Consider the following 16,622-nt stretch of genomic DNA (forward strand, 5'->3'; position numbering starts at 1 on the left):
TCTCCAGTCAGGTCTTGGATTTGGTTTCGGGAATGGCGGGCGGATCGGTCAGGTCCGGGTAGAAGCGCCGCATCATGTCGGAGAGGACGCGGAGCGCGCGGTGCACACCGTCGCTATTGTTCATGAACGTCGCCTCGATCGCGAGCCCGCGTACGGCGGCGACATACAGTTCGTGGATCGCCTCGCCGTCCGGATGCGGCTTGATGCCCGCAGCACGCACGCGCTCGCCACTCCATTTGTGCGCGCGCACGTCGATCGCGCTCTGCAATTCGCGCAACCGTTCGGCGAGGCCGGGATCGGAGCGCGAGGCGAGCATGATCTCGATCACCGCGATGCCCGCCGGCCGGCTGATCACGCCCCACATCATCTCGGGCAGGCCGAGCAGGAACGCGCCCGGGTCCATCGCCTCGATCGTGCGGGCGTAGAAGGTCGAATCCTGTTCGAACACATGCTCGACCACCGCGATCATCAGGTCGGTCTTGGCCGGGAATTGGTGAGTCATCGCGCCGCGGCTGACGCCCGCCTCGGCCGCGACGGTCGAAACGGTCGTCGTGCTGTATCCGGTGCGATGGAGGCAGGCGATCGCCGCCTCGATCAGCTTGGATCGCGTGTCGGCGCTGCGCTCGGCCTGAGGGCGGCGGGGCGGGCGGGGTGTGGGGCTGGTCATGCCCCGCACTCTAGCCACGCGCGGCGGCGGCACCAGCATTCCTGCGGTCATGTCAGGTGGTCCGTCCAGAATGCCGCCATTTCGGCCCACGCCTCGCGGCCTTCGGGCGCGTCGGCGAGCAGCGACTGGAAGACGTGCGGCATGCCTTCATAAACTTCGAGCCGCGAGGATCGGCCGGCGGCACGCAAGGCACGATGCAGGCGCACGCTGTCGCTGAGCAGCATTTCGCGCGTGCCGACCTGAATCAGCACCGGCGGATAGCCCTTGGCGAAATCGCCGAACAGCGGCGAGACGAGCGGGTCGGTCAGATCGGCATTCGGCGCATAGGCATTGCGCGCCAGCAGGCGCACGGTGGAATCGAGATAATCGACCGGTGCCAGCGTGACGGTCGTGTCGCCCTCGCCCGACAGATCGACCACCGGCGACAGCATGATCACGCCCGCCGGCGGTGCGATGTTCCGATCGCGCAGGAGCAAGGCGGTCGCCGCGACGATGCAGCCGCCCGCCGAATCGCCGAACAGGCCCATTTTCGAATGGTCCGCGCCGGCGTCGAGCAGCGCGGTCCACACCGCGACGACCTGATCGAGGATCACGTCCCAGGTGCCGCGCGGGGCGAGCGTGTAATCGACCGAGACGACGCGCCGTCCGCTGGTCGCCGCCGCGAGCGCGCCGCTCAACAGATTGGCGCGCGCCGACCCGGTGACGAACCCGCCGCCATGCACGTAGACAATGATGCTCCCGTCATCGGCGTAATCCTTCGGCAGGATATCGAGCGTCGCTACGCCACCCAGCATGCGTTCCGTCGCGACGATGCCCAGCGCGTCGATCGCCGCCTTGCCGAGTTGCTCCGAAAACACCTCCGCCCGCGCCGCCGCCGCGTCGAAATCCTCCACCGTCTCGGGCACGGGCGGCTGGGGGATGTTCGACAGGAAGGCGCGAATGCCCTCCAGCTTGATCCGCGCTTCGGGCGAGACCGAGGCGGCGATGGGGAAGCGGGCGGCGTCGATGTTCATGCTGATCGCCCTGCGTCAGAATTTGGCGTCGAGCGAAACGCCGATCACGCGGCGCGATTCCGGCCCCGAAATCTGCGAGAAGGATTGCGTGTCCAACTGCTGCTGCGCGGTCGGCGTAGCGAAGCGTACCACCGGGCGATACGTGTCGAACAGGTTCCGTCCGAACACCGACAGGCCATAGCGGTTGTCGTGCGTGCGCAGCCCGATCCGCCCGCCGAAGATCGCCGCGGCCGCATTGGTCGCCAGCGGGCTGTACGATGCTTCGAAATTGATCTTCGAGGTGTAGACCACTTCCGCCTGCACGAAGCCGTCGATCGTGCCCGACACGGGGTGTGCGTATTCGCCGAACCCGGTCACCTTCCAACGCGGCGCGCCGACCAGGCGATTGCCGCCGGCATCGTCCACGCGTCCGGTACCCACCGTCGTGCAGCCCTGCGCAGTCGTCTGCCCCTGCGAACAGGCGACGAGATAGCCGTTGCCGTATTTCGCATCGTTGTAGAGCAGCCCGCCGTTCAGCGTCAGACCCGTGACCGGCCGGCCGAGCAGGCTGAGCGACACGCCCTTGGTGGTCAGCTTCGGCGCATTGCCGAAGATGAACGCGCTGACCGCCGGGTTGAAGAACTGCGCCTGGAAATTGTCGATCCGGTTGTAATAGCCCGCGATGCTGGCGGTCAGGCGGCGGTCGAACAGATCGGCCTTCAGCCCGATCTCGCTCGCATGCGGGATTTCCGGCTGCACCAGCAGGGGGATCGCGCCGCTGCCGGTCTGGTCGTTGACCGACGGCCCCTTATAGCCCTTCGTGTAGGTGCCGTAGAGCATCACGTCGCGCGTCACGTCGAACTGCGCACCGACGCGGTAGGAGAAATAGCTGTCTTTGATCGCGCCGTTGATCGGCGCGATGCTCAGGATGCCGGTCAGCGCGCCGGGGACGAGCACCGCGCTGGTATGCGCGCTGACATCTTCATGGCCGTACCGCGCACCCAGCAGGATGCGGATTGCCGGCGTGATGTTGACGGTCGCGTTGCCGAACGCGGCATAGCTGTTGGTGATCGAGCTGGTCGTCTGGATCTGGCCGACCGGGCGCGTGGTGCACAGGAAGTTGGCGGTGGCCGACGATCCGTAGGGGCAGGCGCCGACCAGCGGCAGATCGGCGAAGATCAGGCCGTTCTGCGTGTTCGTGCCGTCCAGCTTGCTGTCGAAATAATAGAGACCAGCGACATAATCGATGAAGCCGCCCTTGGGCGAGGTCAGGCGGAATTCCTGGCTGAAGTTGCGCACCTTGGTCGGTGAGGAATTGACGTTCAGGCGGTTGACCGGAACGCTGTCGACATCGGTGCCGTAAGCGAACGACTGGTACGAACGATAGCCGCTGATCGAGGTCAGCGTCGCGCCACCGATCGTCGCGTCGAACTGGCCGGAGAAACCGTACACCTCCGTCGCGGTGCTGTTGCCGCCATCGGTACAGCCCTGCTGGTTCTCCGGCCCGACCACCACGCCGCACGCCGCGAGACGGCTGGAAAGCAGGCTGCCGGCGGTGGACTTGTAGACCGTCCACGGCACGCCACCCTTGCTGGTGAACTTGCTGTAATCGCCGATCAGGTTGATCGCGATATCCGGCGTCGGCTCCCACAGGAAGCGCGCGCGACCGCTCTTGCCCCGGACGCGCAGATAGCTGTCGTCGAAGCGATTGTACTGGTTTTGCGGCGTCTGGCTGAACGCGCCGGACACGCGCAGGCCGGCATTGCCGGCAATCGGCACGTTGATCACCGCCTGGCCGATATAATTGTTGCGCGACGCGATGTCGGCATGGCCCGAGGCCGAGAAGCTGGTGAAGTTCGGCGCGGTCGTCACGATGTTGACCACGCCAGCCGAGGAATTGCGGCCGAACAGGGTGCCCTGCGGCCCCTCCAGCACTTCGACCCGCGCGATATCGAACAATTGCGGCGGGTTGGTCGATGTGTTGGCGAGCGCGACGCCGTCCACGACGATGCCGACCGACCCTTCCGCCGAGCGCGCGAACGACAGCGACCCGACACCGCGGATCGACAGCGCGCCGAACGGGCCGGCGGAATTCAGCGACGGCGTGTTGCGTGTCAGGTCGATCACCTGGGTGATGTTCTGCTTCGTCAGCTGATCGCCGCTGATCACCGTGACCGAGATCGGCACGTCCTGCAGGCGTTCCTCGCGCTTGTTGGCGGTGACGATGATGTCGTTGTCGTCCGCCGCCGAGGCAGCGGCGGCCGGGGCCGGTGCGGTCTGGGCGAAAGCGGGGGCCGCAAGCGCGGTCAGCGCGGTCGTGGCGGCGAGCGTCGCGAGCGTATGAGAAACTTTCATCATCCATCCTCCCATCGACGGTCGTGTGCCGCCTGATCGCCGAGTCGATATCACAACTTTACAGAACGTACATCCTTTTTGTTGTTTGGCGGCACAAGCGTGCTACAGACGATCGCAACGAGAACGATAAAATCGGAGAGCGACATGCAGGACGGTGGCGATATGCCCATGCCGGGGACGGCGGCGGTTGCGGCAGGCGGGGGCCGAGCCATGCCGCCGCTGCGATTCGGCACCAAGATCGCCTATTCCAGCGGCGCCCTGCTCGACGGGATCGCCAATCAGGCGGTCAACATCTTCATCTTCTTCTACGTCACCGCCGTATGCGGCGTGCCGGGGGCATTGGCCGGCGTCGCGCTGGCGGCGGGTCTGGTGGTCGATGCGGTGGTCGATCCGCTGATCGGTTCGCTGTCTGACGGATGGCAATCGCGCGTCGGGCGGCGGCTGCCGTTCATGATCGTCGGGGCCCCATTCACCGCGCTGTTCATGGTGCTGATCTTCTCGCTGCCCGCGGCCTTGTCGGGCATGGCGTTGTTCGCCTGGCTCACCTTCCTGTCGATCGGGCTGCGCGTCTCGATCTCGCTGTTCCTGCTGCCGTTCAACGCGGTCGGCGCGGAGCTGAGCGACGATTATGCCGAACGCTCGTCGATCGCGGCGTGGCGCTGGGGCTTCGCGATGCTCGGCGCGCTGATCGCGATCGTCATGGGCTTCGGTATCTTCCTCGGCGGGGAGGGCGGCCTGTCGCGCCGCGCCAGCTATGCCCCGTTCGCGCTCAGCGCCGCGTTGGTCGGAATGGTCGGCGCCGCGATCGCCGTCCGCGCGTTGCTGACGATGCGCGACCGCCAGCATCCGCCGGTGACGAACGATGGTGCGATGCACGTCCGCCTGGTGCGCGAATTGGGCGAGGTGTTTCGCAACCAGAGCTTCCGCACGTTGTTCGTCGGCGCATTGCTGCTGTTCACCTCGCTCAGCATCCACGCGACGCTCGGGCTGCACGCCAACACCTATTTCTGGCGCATGTCGCCGGGGCAGATGCAGGCGGTGACGCTGTCGCTGTTCGGTGGTCTGCTGCTCGGCGCACCGCTGGCCGGGCCGTTCCTGAAGTTCATGGAAAAGCGCACCGTATTGCTGATCGGCATGGCCGGCCTCGCTCTGGCCTTCTCGATCCCAGCGACGCTGCGGCTGCTCGGCCTGTTCCCGTTCACCGGGACGACGATGGTCGCGATCCTGTCGGCGACCGTGGTGGTCGGCGGCGCGCTGATGGCCGCCGCCGCCATCGCCTTCGCCTCGATGATGGCGGACGCCGCGGACGAGCACGAACATCTATTCGGCGCGCGACGTGAGGGGCTGTACTTCGCCGGCTGGGCATTCGCCAGCAAGGCGGCGGCCGGGTTCGGTTCGCTCGTCTCCGGCATCGCGCTGCAGGCGATCGGGTTCAAGAGCGGGGGCGAGGCGGCGGCGGCAGCGGCCAAGCTGTCGCCCGCCACGATCGACTGGATCGGCGCGATCTACGGCCCGGGTGCCAGCCTGCTCGCGCTGGCGGCGGCATCCACCTGTCTGTTCTACCGCCTCGACGCGAAGAAGCATGCCCGCATCCTGACCGAACTCGATCAACGCCGTGCCATCGCCTCGGCCACCGCGGTCGCCGCCGCCGCGCCGCTCGCCGCATGACGACCGCGATCGGCATCATCGGCTGCGGCATGGTCAGCCATGCCTATCTCGGCACGATCGTGCGCGCGCCCGAATTGCGGCTGAAGGCCTTGGCCAGCCGGACGATGGCGTCGGCGGAAACGCAGGCGGCGCGCTACGGCGGCACCGCGATGCGCGTCGCGGACCTGCTCGCCGATCCGGAGATTGCGGTCGTCGTCAATCTCGCGCCACCGGGCGTGCATCATGCGATCGGGCGGCAGGTGCTGGCGGCGGGCAAGCACCTCTACAGCGAGAAACCCTTCGCGACCCGGCTGGAGGACGCGCACGACCTGCTCGCCTTGGCCGAAGCGCGCGGGCTGCGGATCGGCTGCGCGCCGGACACCTTTCTTGGGGGCGGCAACCAGGCGGCCCGGCGACTGATCGATGCCGGCGCGATCGGCACCGTCACCGGTGGTGCGATCGCATTCGGCACGCACGGCATGGAAGGCTGGCACCCCGATCCCGCCTTCTTCTACGCGCGCGGCGGCGGACCGCTGCTCGATATCGGGCCATATTATGTGACCCAGCTCGTCAACCTGCTCGGGCCGGTCGCCGAGGTGATCGCGATCGGCACGCGACCCCGCGCCACGCGTACCGCCACCGCCCCCGGCCGGGCAGGCGAGATCATCGCGGTCGCGGTGCCGACCACCGTCAACGGCGCGATCCTGTTCGAAAGCGGCGCGAACGTCTCGCTCGCCATGTCGTGGGACGTGACCCAGCATGGCCGCCGCCCGATCGAACTCTACGGAACCACCGGTGCGATGCAGGCCCCCGATCCCAACCAGTTCGGCGGCGTCCCGCGCCTCGCGGATGGCGAGGGCGAGTGGATCGCGACCGGCGACGAGCCGCCACGGCGCAAGCTCGATTCCGCGACGATCGTCCGGGCCCTGCAGGCGATCGGGCAGGGGATCGATCCGCTGACCGGCGAGCCGATCTCCGCCACTACGACCCTGGGCTTCGGCGACCTGCGCGGCCTCGGCCTGCGCGATCTCGTCGCTGCGATCAACGAAGGCCGCGAGCCCCGCGCGAGCGGCCGTCTTGCCGTGCACGTCCTCGAAACCCTGCTCGCGCTCGAAGCGTCGGCCGACGGTGGCGGCCGCATCCGCATCCGCTCGACCGTCGAGCGCCCCGAGCCCATGCCCGCTGGAGACGCATTGTGACCGACCCCGCCCATCCGTTGCCCGATTGGGCGCTCGGCCCGTTCTCGGTTCCAAGGCGCCTGCTGGAGGACCGCGCCGACGTGACCTTCACCTGTGCCGTCTCCGGCCGGCCGGTCGCCTGGGCCTCGAAGGACGTTTTCAATCCGGCCGCGATCGTGCACGATGGCCGCATCTGCCTGCTGGTGCGCGGCGAGGATCATGTCGGGCGCTATGCCGGCACTTCGCGCATCGGTCTGGCGACGAGTCGCGACGGCCACCATTTCGAGCTGGAGCCCGAACCCGTCCTCGCCCCCGGCAACGATCGCTGGCAGGCGTGGGAATGGCCCGGCGGCATCGAGGATCCGCGCGTCGTCGCGGCGCCGGACGGCGGCTATGTCTGCACCTATACCGCGTTTGACGGAAAGGTCGGCTGCCTGTTCGTCGCTACCTCGGACGATCTGCGCACCTGGACCAAGCACGGCCCGGCCTTTGCGCAGACTCCCTATGTCCGCCGCCCGACCAAGGCCGGAGCGATCGTCACCGAACTGAGGGATGGCGCACTGGTCGCGGCGCGGATCGACGGCCGATACTGGATGTATTGGGGGGAGGGCATCGTCTACGCCGCCACCTCCGACGATCTGATCCGCTGGACGCCGGTCGAGACCGACGCCGCGCCCGATCGCTACCTCACCTGGGATCCGGATGCCCGCGACGGCGCGGGCTGGTGGCAGCTCGATCGCGTCGCCGTGCCGCAGGGCCTGCTCCATATCGCCGGCCCGCGCCGCCACCGCTTCGATTCGATGTTGACCGAACCCGGCCCGCCCGCCTTGCTCACCAAGGCCGGGATCGTGCTGATCTATAACGGTGCCAATCATTTCGAGGCCGGCGCGGAGGGCATTCCGCCCGGTGCCTATCAGCCCGGACAGCTGCTGCTCGACGCCAAGGATCCCACCGCCGTCATCGCCCGGCTGACCGACCCGTTCCTGCGCATCGACCCGGCCGAGGCGCAGGGTCAGGTCGGCAACGTCTGTTTCGCCGAAGGGCTGGTCGCGTTCCGGGATCGCTGGTGGCTGTATGTCGGCTTGGCGGATTCTCGCCTGGGGGTGGCGACGGCTCCGCTGGGATAGGTGCTGTCCTTCAGGGGCGCAGGGGACGGAAGGCGATGCCTGCCGATCGATCGGCACGGCTTGGAGCCGGAGGATGGCAGACCGCTTTACCTGTCGGGAAAAATTACACCCTGTATATGGTCAAGCGGAATACCGAACTATCTCAACGGTTTGGTTAACTGGCACGCATCATGCGTCACGCAAGTGCAATATGGGAAATGGAAATTCATCCGGGAATTGGCGGAATGCCACCGCGATCGGCGTCGGAGCAGTCCTTGCGGCTGTGATCCGCATCGTTCGCGATTTTCTGGCGTTGGCAATTGCTGGCTTCCGTAAATTCGTAGCTGAACCCGATCGGGCCGCTGACGTCTTCGAATGTGATCGCCTTTTCCAGAATGCTTTCGCGAACCGACCGCGAGATCGGCATGATCTGCCGGTCGGCATCCAGGCATCCCGCGCGTCGGGCCGGCCTGCTCTGCGGTCAGGACATCCCAATACTGCTTTTACTACATCGGTCACCGGAAATACTGGCACTATCGTATCTGTTTTCTCACGGAGGTCTGAGAATACTTATCTGAACGGGACTCATGCTTTCAAGTTGATCGGTATGTTCTTTGTTTCGGTGCGCCGCGCGCTGCGTGTCGGAGTTCTATCGGCCGAGGCATCGTCGCTTTATGCCGCTGCCGGTGGCGGTACGTCCAAGTTTCGCACCGGCGGGTATTTCATCCCCACGTGATGCGTTTGGGGTGAAAGCCGAACCCGCGATCCTGCGGGCGCTCGCCCTAAAATCCCGGGCGGAATATTGCTGAACCGACCGAACGTCCGCCGATCAGCGGAGATGCACGGCAGTGTAGATCACGATCGCCCACAACGCCGCGAGCAGCCCGATCAGGATGTAAAGCTTTGCCAGATAAGACAATTTTCGGTTCGAGGATCGCGTAGCATTCTCGCCCTGAGGGCCGGGCAGGAAGTTCGCCTCGACCACGTCGCCGGCGCGCAAGGCGGAATTCACTTCCAGATCGCTGAGCGGAGTCAGGAATTCGCAGCCATAGGCCAGCCCGACGCGTCGCACGATTTTCACCCGACGGCGCAGCGCGCCCCCGATGCTCAATCCCACCACCGATCCGATCGGCAGGTCCGCCAGGGTCGACATGCCGAAACCCGACAACGAGAGATCTTCGATCATCGCATCGATCGGTTCCTCGCGCTCTGTGCGCAAGGTTACCTGGCGCTCGGCGGGCATGCGCGGAGCGGTTCGGTTATCCAGATAGACCTGCGCGGCCAATCTTAAACCAGAAGTTTCACGATCCAGGATCGTCATCGTGCATGTTCCAGGCGTGTTTCTAATTATTTGAGTATTACAACAGATCGAAACACGAAGACGTCAAATGAATACCAAGGTCTCAACGAGCTTTCGCGCGAAACGAAAGTCGCGATATCCGCATATCCAGGTGCAACCCCTCCGAAATTCGGTATGGGGAATGACATTCAAGAAATCAAGTGGCATTTTTACGAAATGATTCGGCTTGGCGTAATTCTCTCGATGATCCGGCAAGTGTTGATTCCGTTCCCGTCCGATAAACGTCCGATGTTCCGATCGATGGGCCGACACATGCAACACGATCGTGCCGCGGATGTCGCGGGGCCTTGCCCGCTCTCCGGTGCAACCCGCCGTGTTCGGGCGCAACTTCGCGCGGAGTGTCGATTGGGGTTTTTACGTCGCCCGTTATGTTATAGGGCGTTGCAGGCGTTGAGGGGCGGCAGATCATGAACGGGCGGGACGATGCAGGGTGTGGGCGACCGCCTGAACGCCGGCCTGTGCGTGAACCTGCGCTCGAACGGGCAACCTCATGCATTTCATAGTATATTGGAGCCTCGTCCTTTCCACGATCTGCTATGCGGCGCTCGCCGTGTGGCGGTTGTCGATCGCCCGCCGCCATCCGCGCGCCCTGCATCTCGGCCTTGCCTTTGCCGGCATGGCGGTGTGGACCGCGTCGCTGCTGATCGGATGGCCGTGGCTGCTCGCGATCAGCGAACCGCTGCGCGATCTCGGCTGGCTCACTTACATCCTGTGGACGACGCGCACCTTCGAACAGGATGACGATGCCCGTCGGACCATTCGGATCTATTGCGCCTCGCTTGGTGTGCTGGTCGTGGTGCGGGCCGGGCTCTCGCTCGCCATCGCGCAAGGGGATCTGAGCGACACGGCCGCGTATACGTTGACGATCGTGATGCTGTCCGCGCACTGGCTGTTCGCGCTCGGTGGCTTGGCCTTCGCGCATTTCCTGTACCGCGCCACCGGATCGTCGGCCGCCTCCGGCTTCCGCCTGATCGTCGTCGCGCTGGGGGTGATCTGGGCCTACAATCTCAACCTCTTCACCTTGATGCTGCTCGGCTATCCGCTCGCGGTGCTGCTGCTGCAGGGGACTGGCCTGCTCGTCCTCGCGCTCGTACCGGCGCTGGCCCTGGCGGCGCGGCGCAAGGAACGCTGGAAGGTGACCCTGTCGCGACAGGCCACCACCCGCTCGTTGCTGTTCGTCGCGATCGGCACCTATTTCGTCATCCTCTCCACCGCCACCCGCGCGCTGATCTGGGCCGGGGGCCATGCCGCGGATCTGGCAAAGCTGATCGTCGCGGTACTGCTCGCGCTGACGGTGCTGGCGATCGGCCTGCTGCCCAAACTGCGCGCCCGCGTGAAGGCGCTGTTCGTCAAGCATCTGTTCGAACATCGCTATGATTATCGCAGCGAATGGCTCCGCTTCAGCGCGACGATCGCCGACCGGACGATGCCCAACCTCTCGGCCGAGGAACGCGCGATCCGCTCGGTCGCCGACGTCACGGAATCGCTCGGCGGGGCGCTCCTGCTGGCCGAGCGCGGCGATCGGCTGGCGCTGGCCGGCAGCTGGCAATGGACCACGCCCGATCCCTTCTCGCACGCTCTGCCGGTCGATCCGCAATGGCTCGACGACCTCGCGCAGAGCGCCCGCATCCTCACGCTCGACGAGATCCGCACGACCGGAGGATCGATGCCGGAAGATACCGCCGTGCCGGACTGGCTGCTGCGCGAGCACAAGGCCTGGGTGGTGGTGCCGTTGGCACGCTCGGGTCGCTTGGTCGGCATCATCGTGCTCGGCCGTCCCCGGCTCGATCGCGATCTCGACTGGGAGGATTTCGATCTGTTGCGTGTGATCGGCCAGCAGGTGACGGTGCATCTGACCGATGCGCAGAATCAGGCCGAGCTGGACGAGGCGCGCCGGTTCGAGGAATTCAACCGGCGCTTCGCCTTCATCATCCACGATCTCAAGAACGTTGTGTCCCAATTGTCGCTCGTGTCCAGCAACGCCGCCCAGCACGGTGCCAACCCGAAATTCCAGGCGGCGATGGCCAAGACGCTGGAGAATGCCACCGGCAAGATGACGACGATGCTTTCGCGCCTATCAACCGATCGCCAGATCGCCGAACCGAACCTTGCCGAGGTCGATCCGGCCGATCTGCTGTCGCGCATCTCGCGGGAAAGCTATGCCGACGGGGTCGTCACGCTGTCGATCGAGCAGCATTGCAAGATCCTCGCCGATCAAGAGCAATTGTCGATCGCGATCGAACATCTGGTGACCAATGCGATCGAGGCCAGCCCGGCGGGTGCGCCGGTGACCCTGTCGCTCACGATCTGGGATGGCATGGTCGTCATCGCGGTGGAGGATAAGGGCGAGGGGATGACGCCCGATTTCATCCGCAAGGAATTGTTCAAGCCGTTCGCCTCGACCAAGAAGAACGGCTTCGGCATCGGTGCGGCCGAGGCGCGCTCCCTGGTCCTGGCCATGGGCGGCGATATGGAAGTGATCAGCGTTAAGGGTTCGGGAAGCCGTTTTGCGCTAAAGTTCCCCGTGCTGCGTTCGCCTGAAGAAGAGAGACTGCAATCGGAATGACGCGGGTGGCCAAGCAGAAATTATTGATCGTGGAGGACGATATCGGCCTCCAGAGCCAGCTCGAATGGGCGTTCGAGGCGTATGACGTGATTGTCGCGTCCGATCGCAAGGCGGCGCTTTCGGCGGTGCGCAATCACAAGCCGGCGGTGGTGACGCTCGATCTCGGCCTGCCGCCGGACGCGGATGGCGCGACCGAGGGGCTGGCGACATTGCGCGAGATCGTCGCGATCAGCCCCGAGACGAAGGTCATCGTCGCGTCGGGCCATGAGGCGCGCGAGAGCGCACAGACCGCGATCGCCCTGGGTGCGCACGATTTCTACGCCAAGCCGATCAACATCGCCGACCTGGGCCTGATCGTCGCGCGCGCGTTTCATATCCATGCGCTGGAAGCGGAGAACCAGAAGACGCCGCGCGCCGCCAGTTCCGCCAACGGCATCATCACCGGCTCGGCCGAGATGATGGAAGTGCTCCGGACGATCGACAAGGTCGCCGACGCGGAAGCCACGGTGATGCTGCTCGGCGCGTCCGGCACGGGCAAGGAATTGCTCGCCAAGGCGATCCATACGAAGAGTTCGCGCTCGCGCGGCAATTTCGTCGCGATCAACTGCGCGGCGATCCCCGATACCTTGCTCGAAGCCGAACTGTTCGGCCACGAACGCGGCGCCTTTACCGGCGCGGTGAAGATGACGGTCGGCAAGATCGAGATGGCGCAGGGCGGCACGCTGTTCCTGGACGAGATCGGCGATGTCCCGGCGCAGACCCAGGTCAAGCTGCTGCGCTTCCTGCAGGAACGCGTGATCGAGCGGATCGGCGGGCGCAAGGCGATTCCGGTCGACACGCGCGTCGTCACCGCGACGCATCAGGATCTGGCGACGATGATGCGCGAAGGGCAGTTCCGCGAGGATCTGTATTTCCGCCTGGCCGAGATCGTGGTGAAGGTGCCCACGCTGGCCGAGCGGGACGGCGACGCGGTGTTGCTCGCGCGGCATTTCCTGCAACTGGCGCGCGATGCCAAGCGGACCAAGGCGAAGGGCTTCACGCCGGACGCGCTGGCCGCGATCGCGGAATGGCCGTGGACCGGCAACGTGCGCGAACTCGAAAACCGGGTGAAGCGCGCGACGATCATGGCCGATGGCGCGATGATCACCGCGCGCGATCTCGATCTCGGCGCCGCCGCTTCGCCGGTGAAGCGCGCCGAACTGCGCGTGGCGCGGGAGCGGGCCGACCGGCTGGCCATCGCCGAGGCGATCGCCGCCAATAACGGCAATCTTTCGGCCGTCGCGCGCGACCTCGATATCTCGCGCCCGATGCTCTACGATCTGATGAACAGCTACGGCATCTCCAAGGGCTGATCCCAGCGCCGGGATCAGGCCGGCTGGACCGATCCGTTGCGGCGATGCCGGAGGAAGCGCGTCAGTTCGTCCAGCAGCGGATGCCGCGTGAGCTTAAGCGAGACGATCCACAGACCGACGCCGAGCGCGACGCTAGCCAGGCACAGCGGCAGCGGCGTGCGCGGGTTCCAACCCTCGAACGACATGAGCAGCGCGGCGGGCAGGCAGGCCGCGCCGGTCAGCACGGCGGATCGGCCGTAGAGGCGGAAGATCCGCGCCGGCGCGGCACCCGACAGCCGGCTCATCGACGGCAGATATAGGATCAGCCCGAACAGCGCCTCGACGATCCGTCCGGTCGCCGCCGCCGAGATGCTGAACGTGCACCCGATCGCGAAGGCCGCCGTGCCGAACGCGGCACGGATCGCTTCGAACCGGGTCTGCTTCTTGATCTCGTCATGGATGACGAACAATTCCCAGTTCATGCCGAAGGCGAGCACCACGATCTGGGACGCGAGCAGGAGCGACAGCACCGGCGCGGCGTCGACCCATTTGATGCCGTAGAGATTGACGATGATCGGCCCGGCCAGGATCGCGCTTCCAGCCAGCAGCGGCCACATCACGGACACGATCATTTCCAGCGAAATCACGAAGCTCGTCGTGACCGAGCCGTGCTCGCGATAATCCTTCGACAGCTTCGTGAAGGCGAAGCGCGAGGCCGTGCCGTAGATGTTGAAGAAGATCATGTTCGAGATGTTCGACGCGCGCGAATAGAGGCCGAGCGCGGTCAGGCCGAGCATCTTGCCCAGTACCAGTTCGCAGATGCGCCACGACAGCGCGGCGACGCCGCTGATCGTCAGCATCCGCGCGCCAAACATCGCGATCGGCCGCCAGTTATCGACGCTGAGCCGGAACCCCATATGCTGCCGGCCGACGATGTTGTTGGCGATCGCGCTGAAGAGCGCCGCCGCCAGCGACGCATAGGCCATGCTCATATAGCTGTAGCCGAGCCAAGCGAGCGTGACCTGGCCGGCGGAGGTGAGCAAGGCGGTCGAGGTGGCGATCGTGGTGGAGGCCCGGAACTGCATTTCCCGCTGCATCATGGCGGCGGGGCGGAATTCGAGGATCTGGATCAGCGGGATGAGCGCCAGGCAGCGCAGCACCGGGCCGACCCCCGGATCGCCGAGCCACGGCCCGGCCCGAAAACTGACGGCGTAGATCGCGATCGCGATCAGCGCGTTCAGCGCGAACGTGATGGTCATCGCGGTGCGCAGACGAAGCTCCGGCATCTCCTTTTCGCGGATCACGTAGGAGGCGGGGCCGGCGGTGGACAGGATCGACAAGATGCCCACCGTCGCGACGGCGATCGCATACACGCCCATCTCGCGCGGCGACAGGAGGCGCGCCAGGATGATCGAGCCGAGCAGGGTGACGACGAAACTGCTCGCCTGTCCACCCAGCGCCCAGCCCAGCAAGCGGCGGGTACTCATGCTTTTTCCATGTCCGGCGACGTACCTCCAACACCGTCGGCGATGGTGTTCGGCCTCGGTTTAGCGACCAAGTGTTGATAGTTCACCTATATATTGCCATGCGAATCCGCGAATCGCGAAGGATCTGACGGTGCAAGGCCCCATCACACAAGCGGATATGGTCGTGATCTGCGCCGTCGATAACCGCGACTTCCTGTCCCGGTGCCTGATGCGGTCGCCCGATGTGGCGGGCGGCACCCTGCCGGTCGTCACGGTGGAGGGCGCGGCGTCGATGACCAAGGCGTATAACGAGGGCCTGTCGCGCACCGATCGGACGATCTGTCTCTTCGCGCATCAGGACGTCTATCTGCCGAAGGGCTGGCAGGCGCGTGCCGTCGCGGCGCTGAACGCGCTCAGCGAATTCGATCCCAAGTGGCAGGTCGCCGGCCCGTTCGGTCTCGATGCGCGCGGCGAAGCTTTCGGCCGGGTCTGGGACGTGTCGCTCGCCCGCGAATTGGGGCATCCGTCCGGCCATCCGGTGGCGGTGCGATCGTTCGACGAGCTGCTGCTGATCCTCCGGCGCGAGCCGAACTACCGCTTCGACGAAGGCCTGCCGCATTTCCATCTCTACGGTACCGATATCGCGCAGAGCGCCTTGACCAGCGGTCGCAGCGCCTATGCGATCGATCTGCCGGTCATCCACAACAACCAGCCGGTCAACCGGCTGGATGGCGGATATGGCGAGGCGTACCGCTACTCGCGCCGCAAATGGCGCGACCAACTGCCGATCTTCACTTCGGTGTCCACGCTGTCGCGCAATCCGCTCGATTTCTGGCGCGCCAATCGCGGTGCCAAGGCGCGACCGGCCAGGACGACGACGTTGCTGGCGGATTCGGTCGAGGCGGCCCGCCAGGCGGGATACGAATAGGGATCAGCGCGGCGGCTTCGCTCGGTTCGGCTGCGGCAGCGCGGTCGTTTCCAGATCGGCGCGCAGGACGACGATGCGGTCCAGCGCCGGATCGAGCCGCGGTTTCTCGGTGGTGATGAGGACCAGCGGCTTCTGGTCGATCGCCAGGGCCCTGGTCGTGCCGCCCGGTCGCAGGAGCGGTTGATCGGGCTTTTGCGCGGTGGTCGTGGCGGCAGCGGTTGCGCTCTCGGTGGCCGGCATCCCGGGCACGTCCGGCTCGGCATTGGCATAACCCTGCGAGAAGTACGTCGCCGGGCGCCAGGTGCCGGCCCAGCGATAGAAATCGTGCATTCCGATCGTGCGGATCTTGGCCATGCTCGCCGCCCAATAGGGCACGACGTAATCGGCGTGATAATGCGTGGCGTGGCCGACCGGCGCATACACCCGGCCGCGCAGCGCCGCGGTGGCGATCGCCATCGCGTGCGCCCAGCCGCCGGGGTTCGGTTCTCGTCGCAGCGATCCGTCGCACGCGAACGTGAACTGGCAACCGGTGGTCCGCTCCGAACCCTGATAGACGACTCCGCAGATCGAATTGGGGAAGGCGGCGCTGCGCACGCGGTTCAGCACCACCTGCGCGACGGCACGTTGCCCAGCGTCGCTTTCCGATCCGGCTTCGTAATAGACCGCCTGTGCGATGCAGTGCGTGGCGCGCTGCCGGGCGGGGGCGTCCTCGGCGATCACGAAAGGCCGCGCCGCCGGGCCGGCATTGTGCAGCGGCACGTTGCGGTTGATCTCCTCCGCCGTCTGCGGGGCGATCGGCTGATACGTCACGGCGGTGATGTCCGGTGCGCCCGGCGGGGCCGCGGGCGGCACGACCGGCGGCGGGGCGGGGAGGGTGCGGGGTGTTCGTGTCGCGGATTGCGTGTGCGGTTTGGGCGCGTCGCGTTCGACCGGAAGGATCGCGGCGCAGGCCACGATCGCGCAGAGCGCCGCGCCGATCCCCAACAGTCTGTTGTCCATGTGCCCCGATCGATCCATCGCGCGGCG

At 66.0% G+C, this 16,622-nt stretch carries 13 protein-coding genes; 7 read left to right on the forward strand and 6 right to left on the reverse strand.

Features of this window, described 5'->3' with window-relative positions; all coding sequences use genetic code 11:
- Positions 1-7: 7 nt before the first annotated feature.
- From ASG11_RS07730 to ASG11_RS07740, 3 genes are read right to left on the reverse strand one after another with little or no spacing between them, the layout of a single operon-like run.
- Entirely contained in the window at positions 8-667 is a 660-nt protein-coding gene (locus tag ASG11_RS07730; RefSeq protein WP_156363687.1) for a TetR/AcrR family transcriptional regulator, read from the reverse strand.
- A gap of 47 nt (positions 668-714) precedes the next feature.
- Positions 715-1,680 (reverse strand): alpha/beta hydrolase, encoded by a 966-nt coding sequence (locus ASG11_RS07735; RefSeq protein ID WP_055777345.1) that lies wholly within the window; start codon positions 1,678-1,680, stop codon positions 715-717.
- A gap of 15 nt (positions 1,681-1,695) precedes the next feature.
- Positions 1,696-4,017, reverse strand: a complete 2,322-nt coding sequence (locus ASG11_RS07740; RefSeq protein WP_201781293.1) for a TonB-dependent receptor — start codon at positions 4,015-4,017, stop codon at positions 1,696-1,698.
- Positions 4,018-4,224: 207 nt separating this feature from the next.
- Between ASG11_RS07740 and ASG11_RS07745 the strand changes: the two genes are divergently transcribed.
- From ASG11_RS07745 to ASG11_RS18695, 4 genes are all read left to right on the forward strand, one after another.
- Complete coding sequence (locus tag ASG11_RS07745; protein WP_201781294.1) at positions 4,225-5,682, forward strand: MFS transporter; 1,458 nt, start codon at positions 4,225-4,227, stop codon at positions 5,680-5,682.
- Positions 5,679-6,860: a Gfo/Idh/MocA family protein gene (locus ASG11_RS07750; RefSeq protein ID WP_055777348.1), complete on the forward strand. Its 1,182-nt coding sequence runs from the start codon at positions 5,679-5,681 to the stop codon at positions 6,858-6,860. The genes ASG11_RS07745 and ASG11_RS07750 overlap by 4 nt, the downstream gene beginning before the upstream one ends.
- A complete protein-coding gene (locus ASG11_RS07755) occupies positions 6,857-7,966 on the forward strand; it encodes a glycoside hydrolase family 130 protein (RefSeq protein ID WP_055777351.1) in 1,110 nt (369 codons plus the stop codon). Before ASG11_RS07750 ends, ASG11_RS07755 begins: the two co-directional genes overlap by 4 nt.
- A 73-nt stretch (positions 7,967-8,039) precedes the next feature.
- Positions 8,040-8,681 (forward strand): hypothetical protein, encoded by a 642-nt coding sequence (locus ASG11_RS18695; protein WP_156363688.1) that lies wholly within the window; start codon positions 8,040-8,042, stop codon positions 8,679-8,681.
- A 93-nt stretch (positions 8,682-8,774) separates the two neighbouring features.
- Here ASG11_RS18695 and ASG11_RS07765 read toward each other — a convergent pair whose 3' ends face one another.
- Positions 8,775-9,266 (reverse strand): PilZ domain-containing protein, encoded by a 492-nt coding sequence (locus ASG11_RS07765; RefSeq protein WP_082472656.1) that lies wholly within the window; start codon positions 9,264-9,266, stop codon positions 8,775-8,777.
- A gap of 529 nt (positions 9,267-9,795) precedes the next feature.
- On the opposite strand from ASG11_RS07765, the gene prsK reads away from it, so the two are divergent.
- Positions 9,796-11,871 carry an XrtA/PEP-CTERM system histidine kinase PrsK gene (prsK, locus tag ASG11_RS07770; RefSeq protein ID WP_055777360.1) on the forward strand — a complete coding sequence of 692 codons (2,076 nt, stop codon included), beginning with the start codon at positions 9,796-9,798 and terminating at the stop codon, positions 11,869-11,871.
- Positions 11,868-13,223: a PEP-CTERM-box response regulator transcription factor gene (gene prsR / locus ASG11_RS07775; protein ID WP_055777363.1), complete on the forward strand. Its 1,356-nt coding sequence runs from the start codon at positions 11,868-11,870 to the stop codon at positions 13,221-13,223. Before prsK ends, prsR begins: the two co-directional genes overlap by 4 nt.
- A 14-nt stretch (positions 13,224-13,237) precedes the next feature.
- Here prsR and ASG11_RS07780 read toward each other — a convergent pair whose 3' ends face one another.
- Positions 13,238-14,689 (reverse strand): oligosaccharide flippase family protein, encoded by a 1,452-nt coding sequence (locus ASG11_RS07780; protein WP_055777368.1) that lies wholly within the window; start codon positions 14,687-14,689, stop codon positions 13,238-13,240.
- Between the two features lie 130 nt (positions 14,690-14,819).
- Here ASG11_RS07780 and ASG11_RS07785 point away from each other — a divergent pair, with 130 nt between their 5' ends.
- Positions 14,820-15,596 (forward strand): glycosyltransferase, encoded by a 777-nt coding sequence (locus ASG11_RS07785; RefSeq protein ID WP_156363689.1) that lies wholly within the window; start codon positions 14,820-14,822, stop codon positions 15,594-15,596.
- A gap of 3 nt (positions 15,597-15,599) precedes the next feature.
- On the opposite strand, the gene ASG11_RS07790 is transcribed toward ASG11_RS07785, so the two are convergent.
- Positions 15,600-16,595, reverse strand: a complete 996-nt coding sequence (locus ASG11_RS07790; protein ID WP_082472801.1) for a cell wall hydrolase — start codon at positions 16,593-16,595, stop codon at positions 15,600-15,602.
- Between the last annotated feature and the right edge of the window lie 27 nt (positions 16,596-16,622).

The sequence above is a fragment of the Sphingomonas sp. Leaf357 genome (assembly GCF_001423845.1).
GTDB lineage: Bacteria > Pseudomonadota > Alphaproteobacteria > Sphingomonadales > Sphingomonadaceae > Sphingomonas.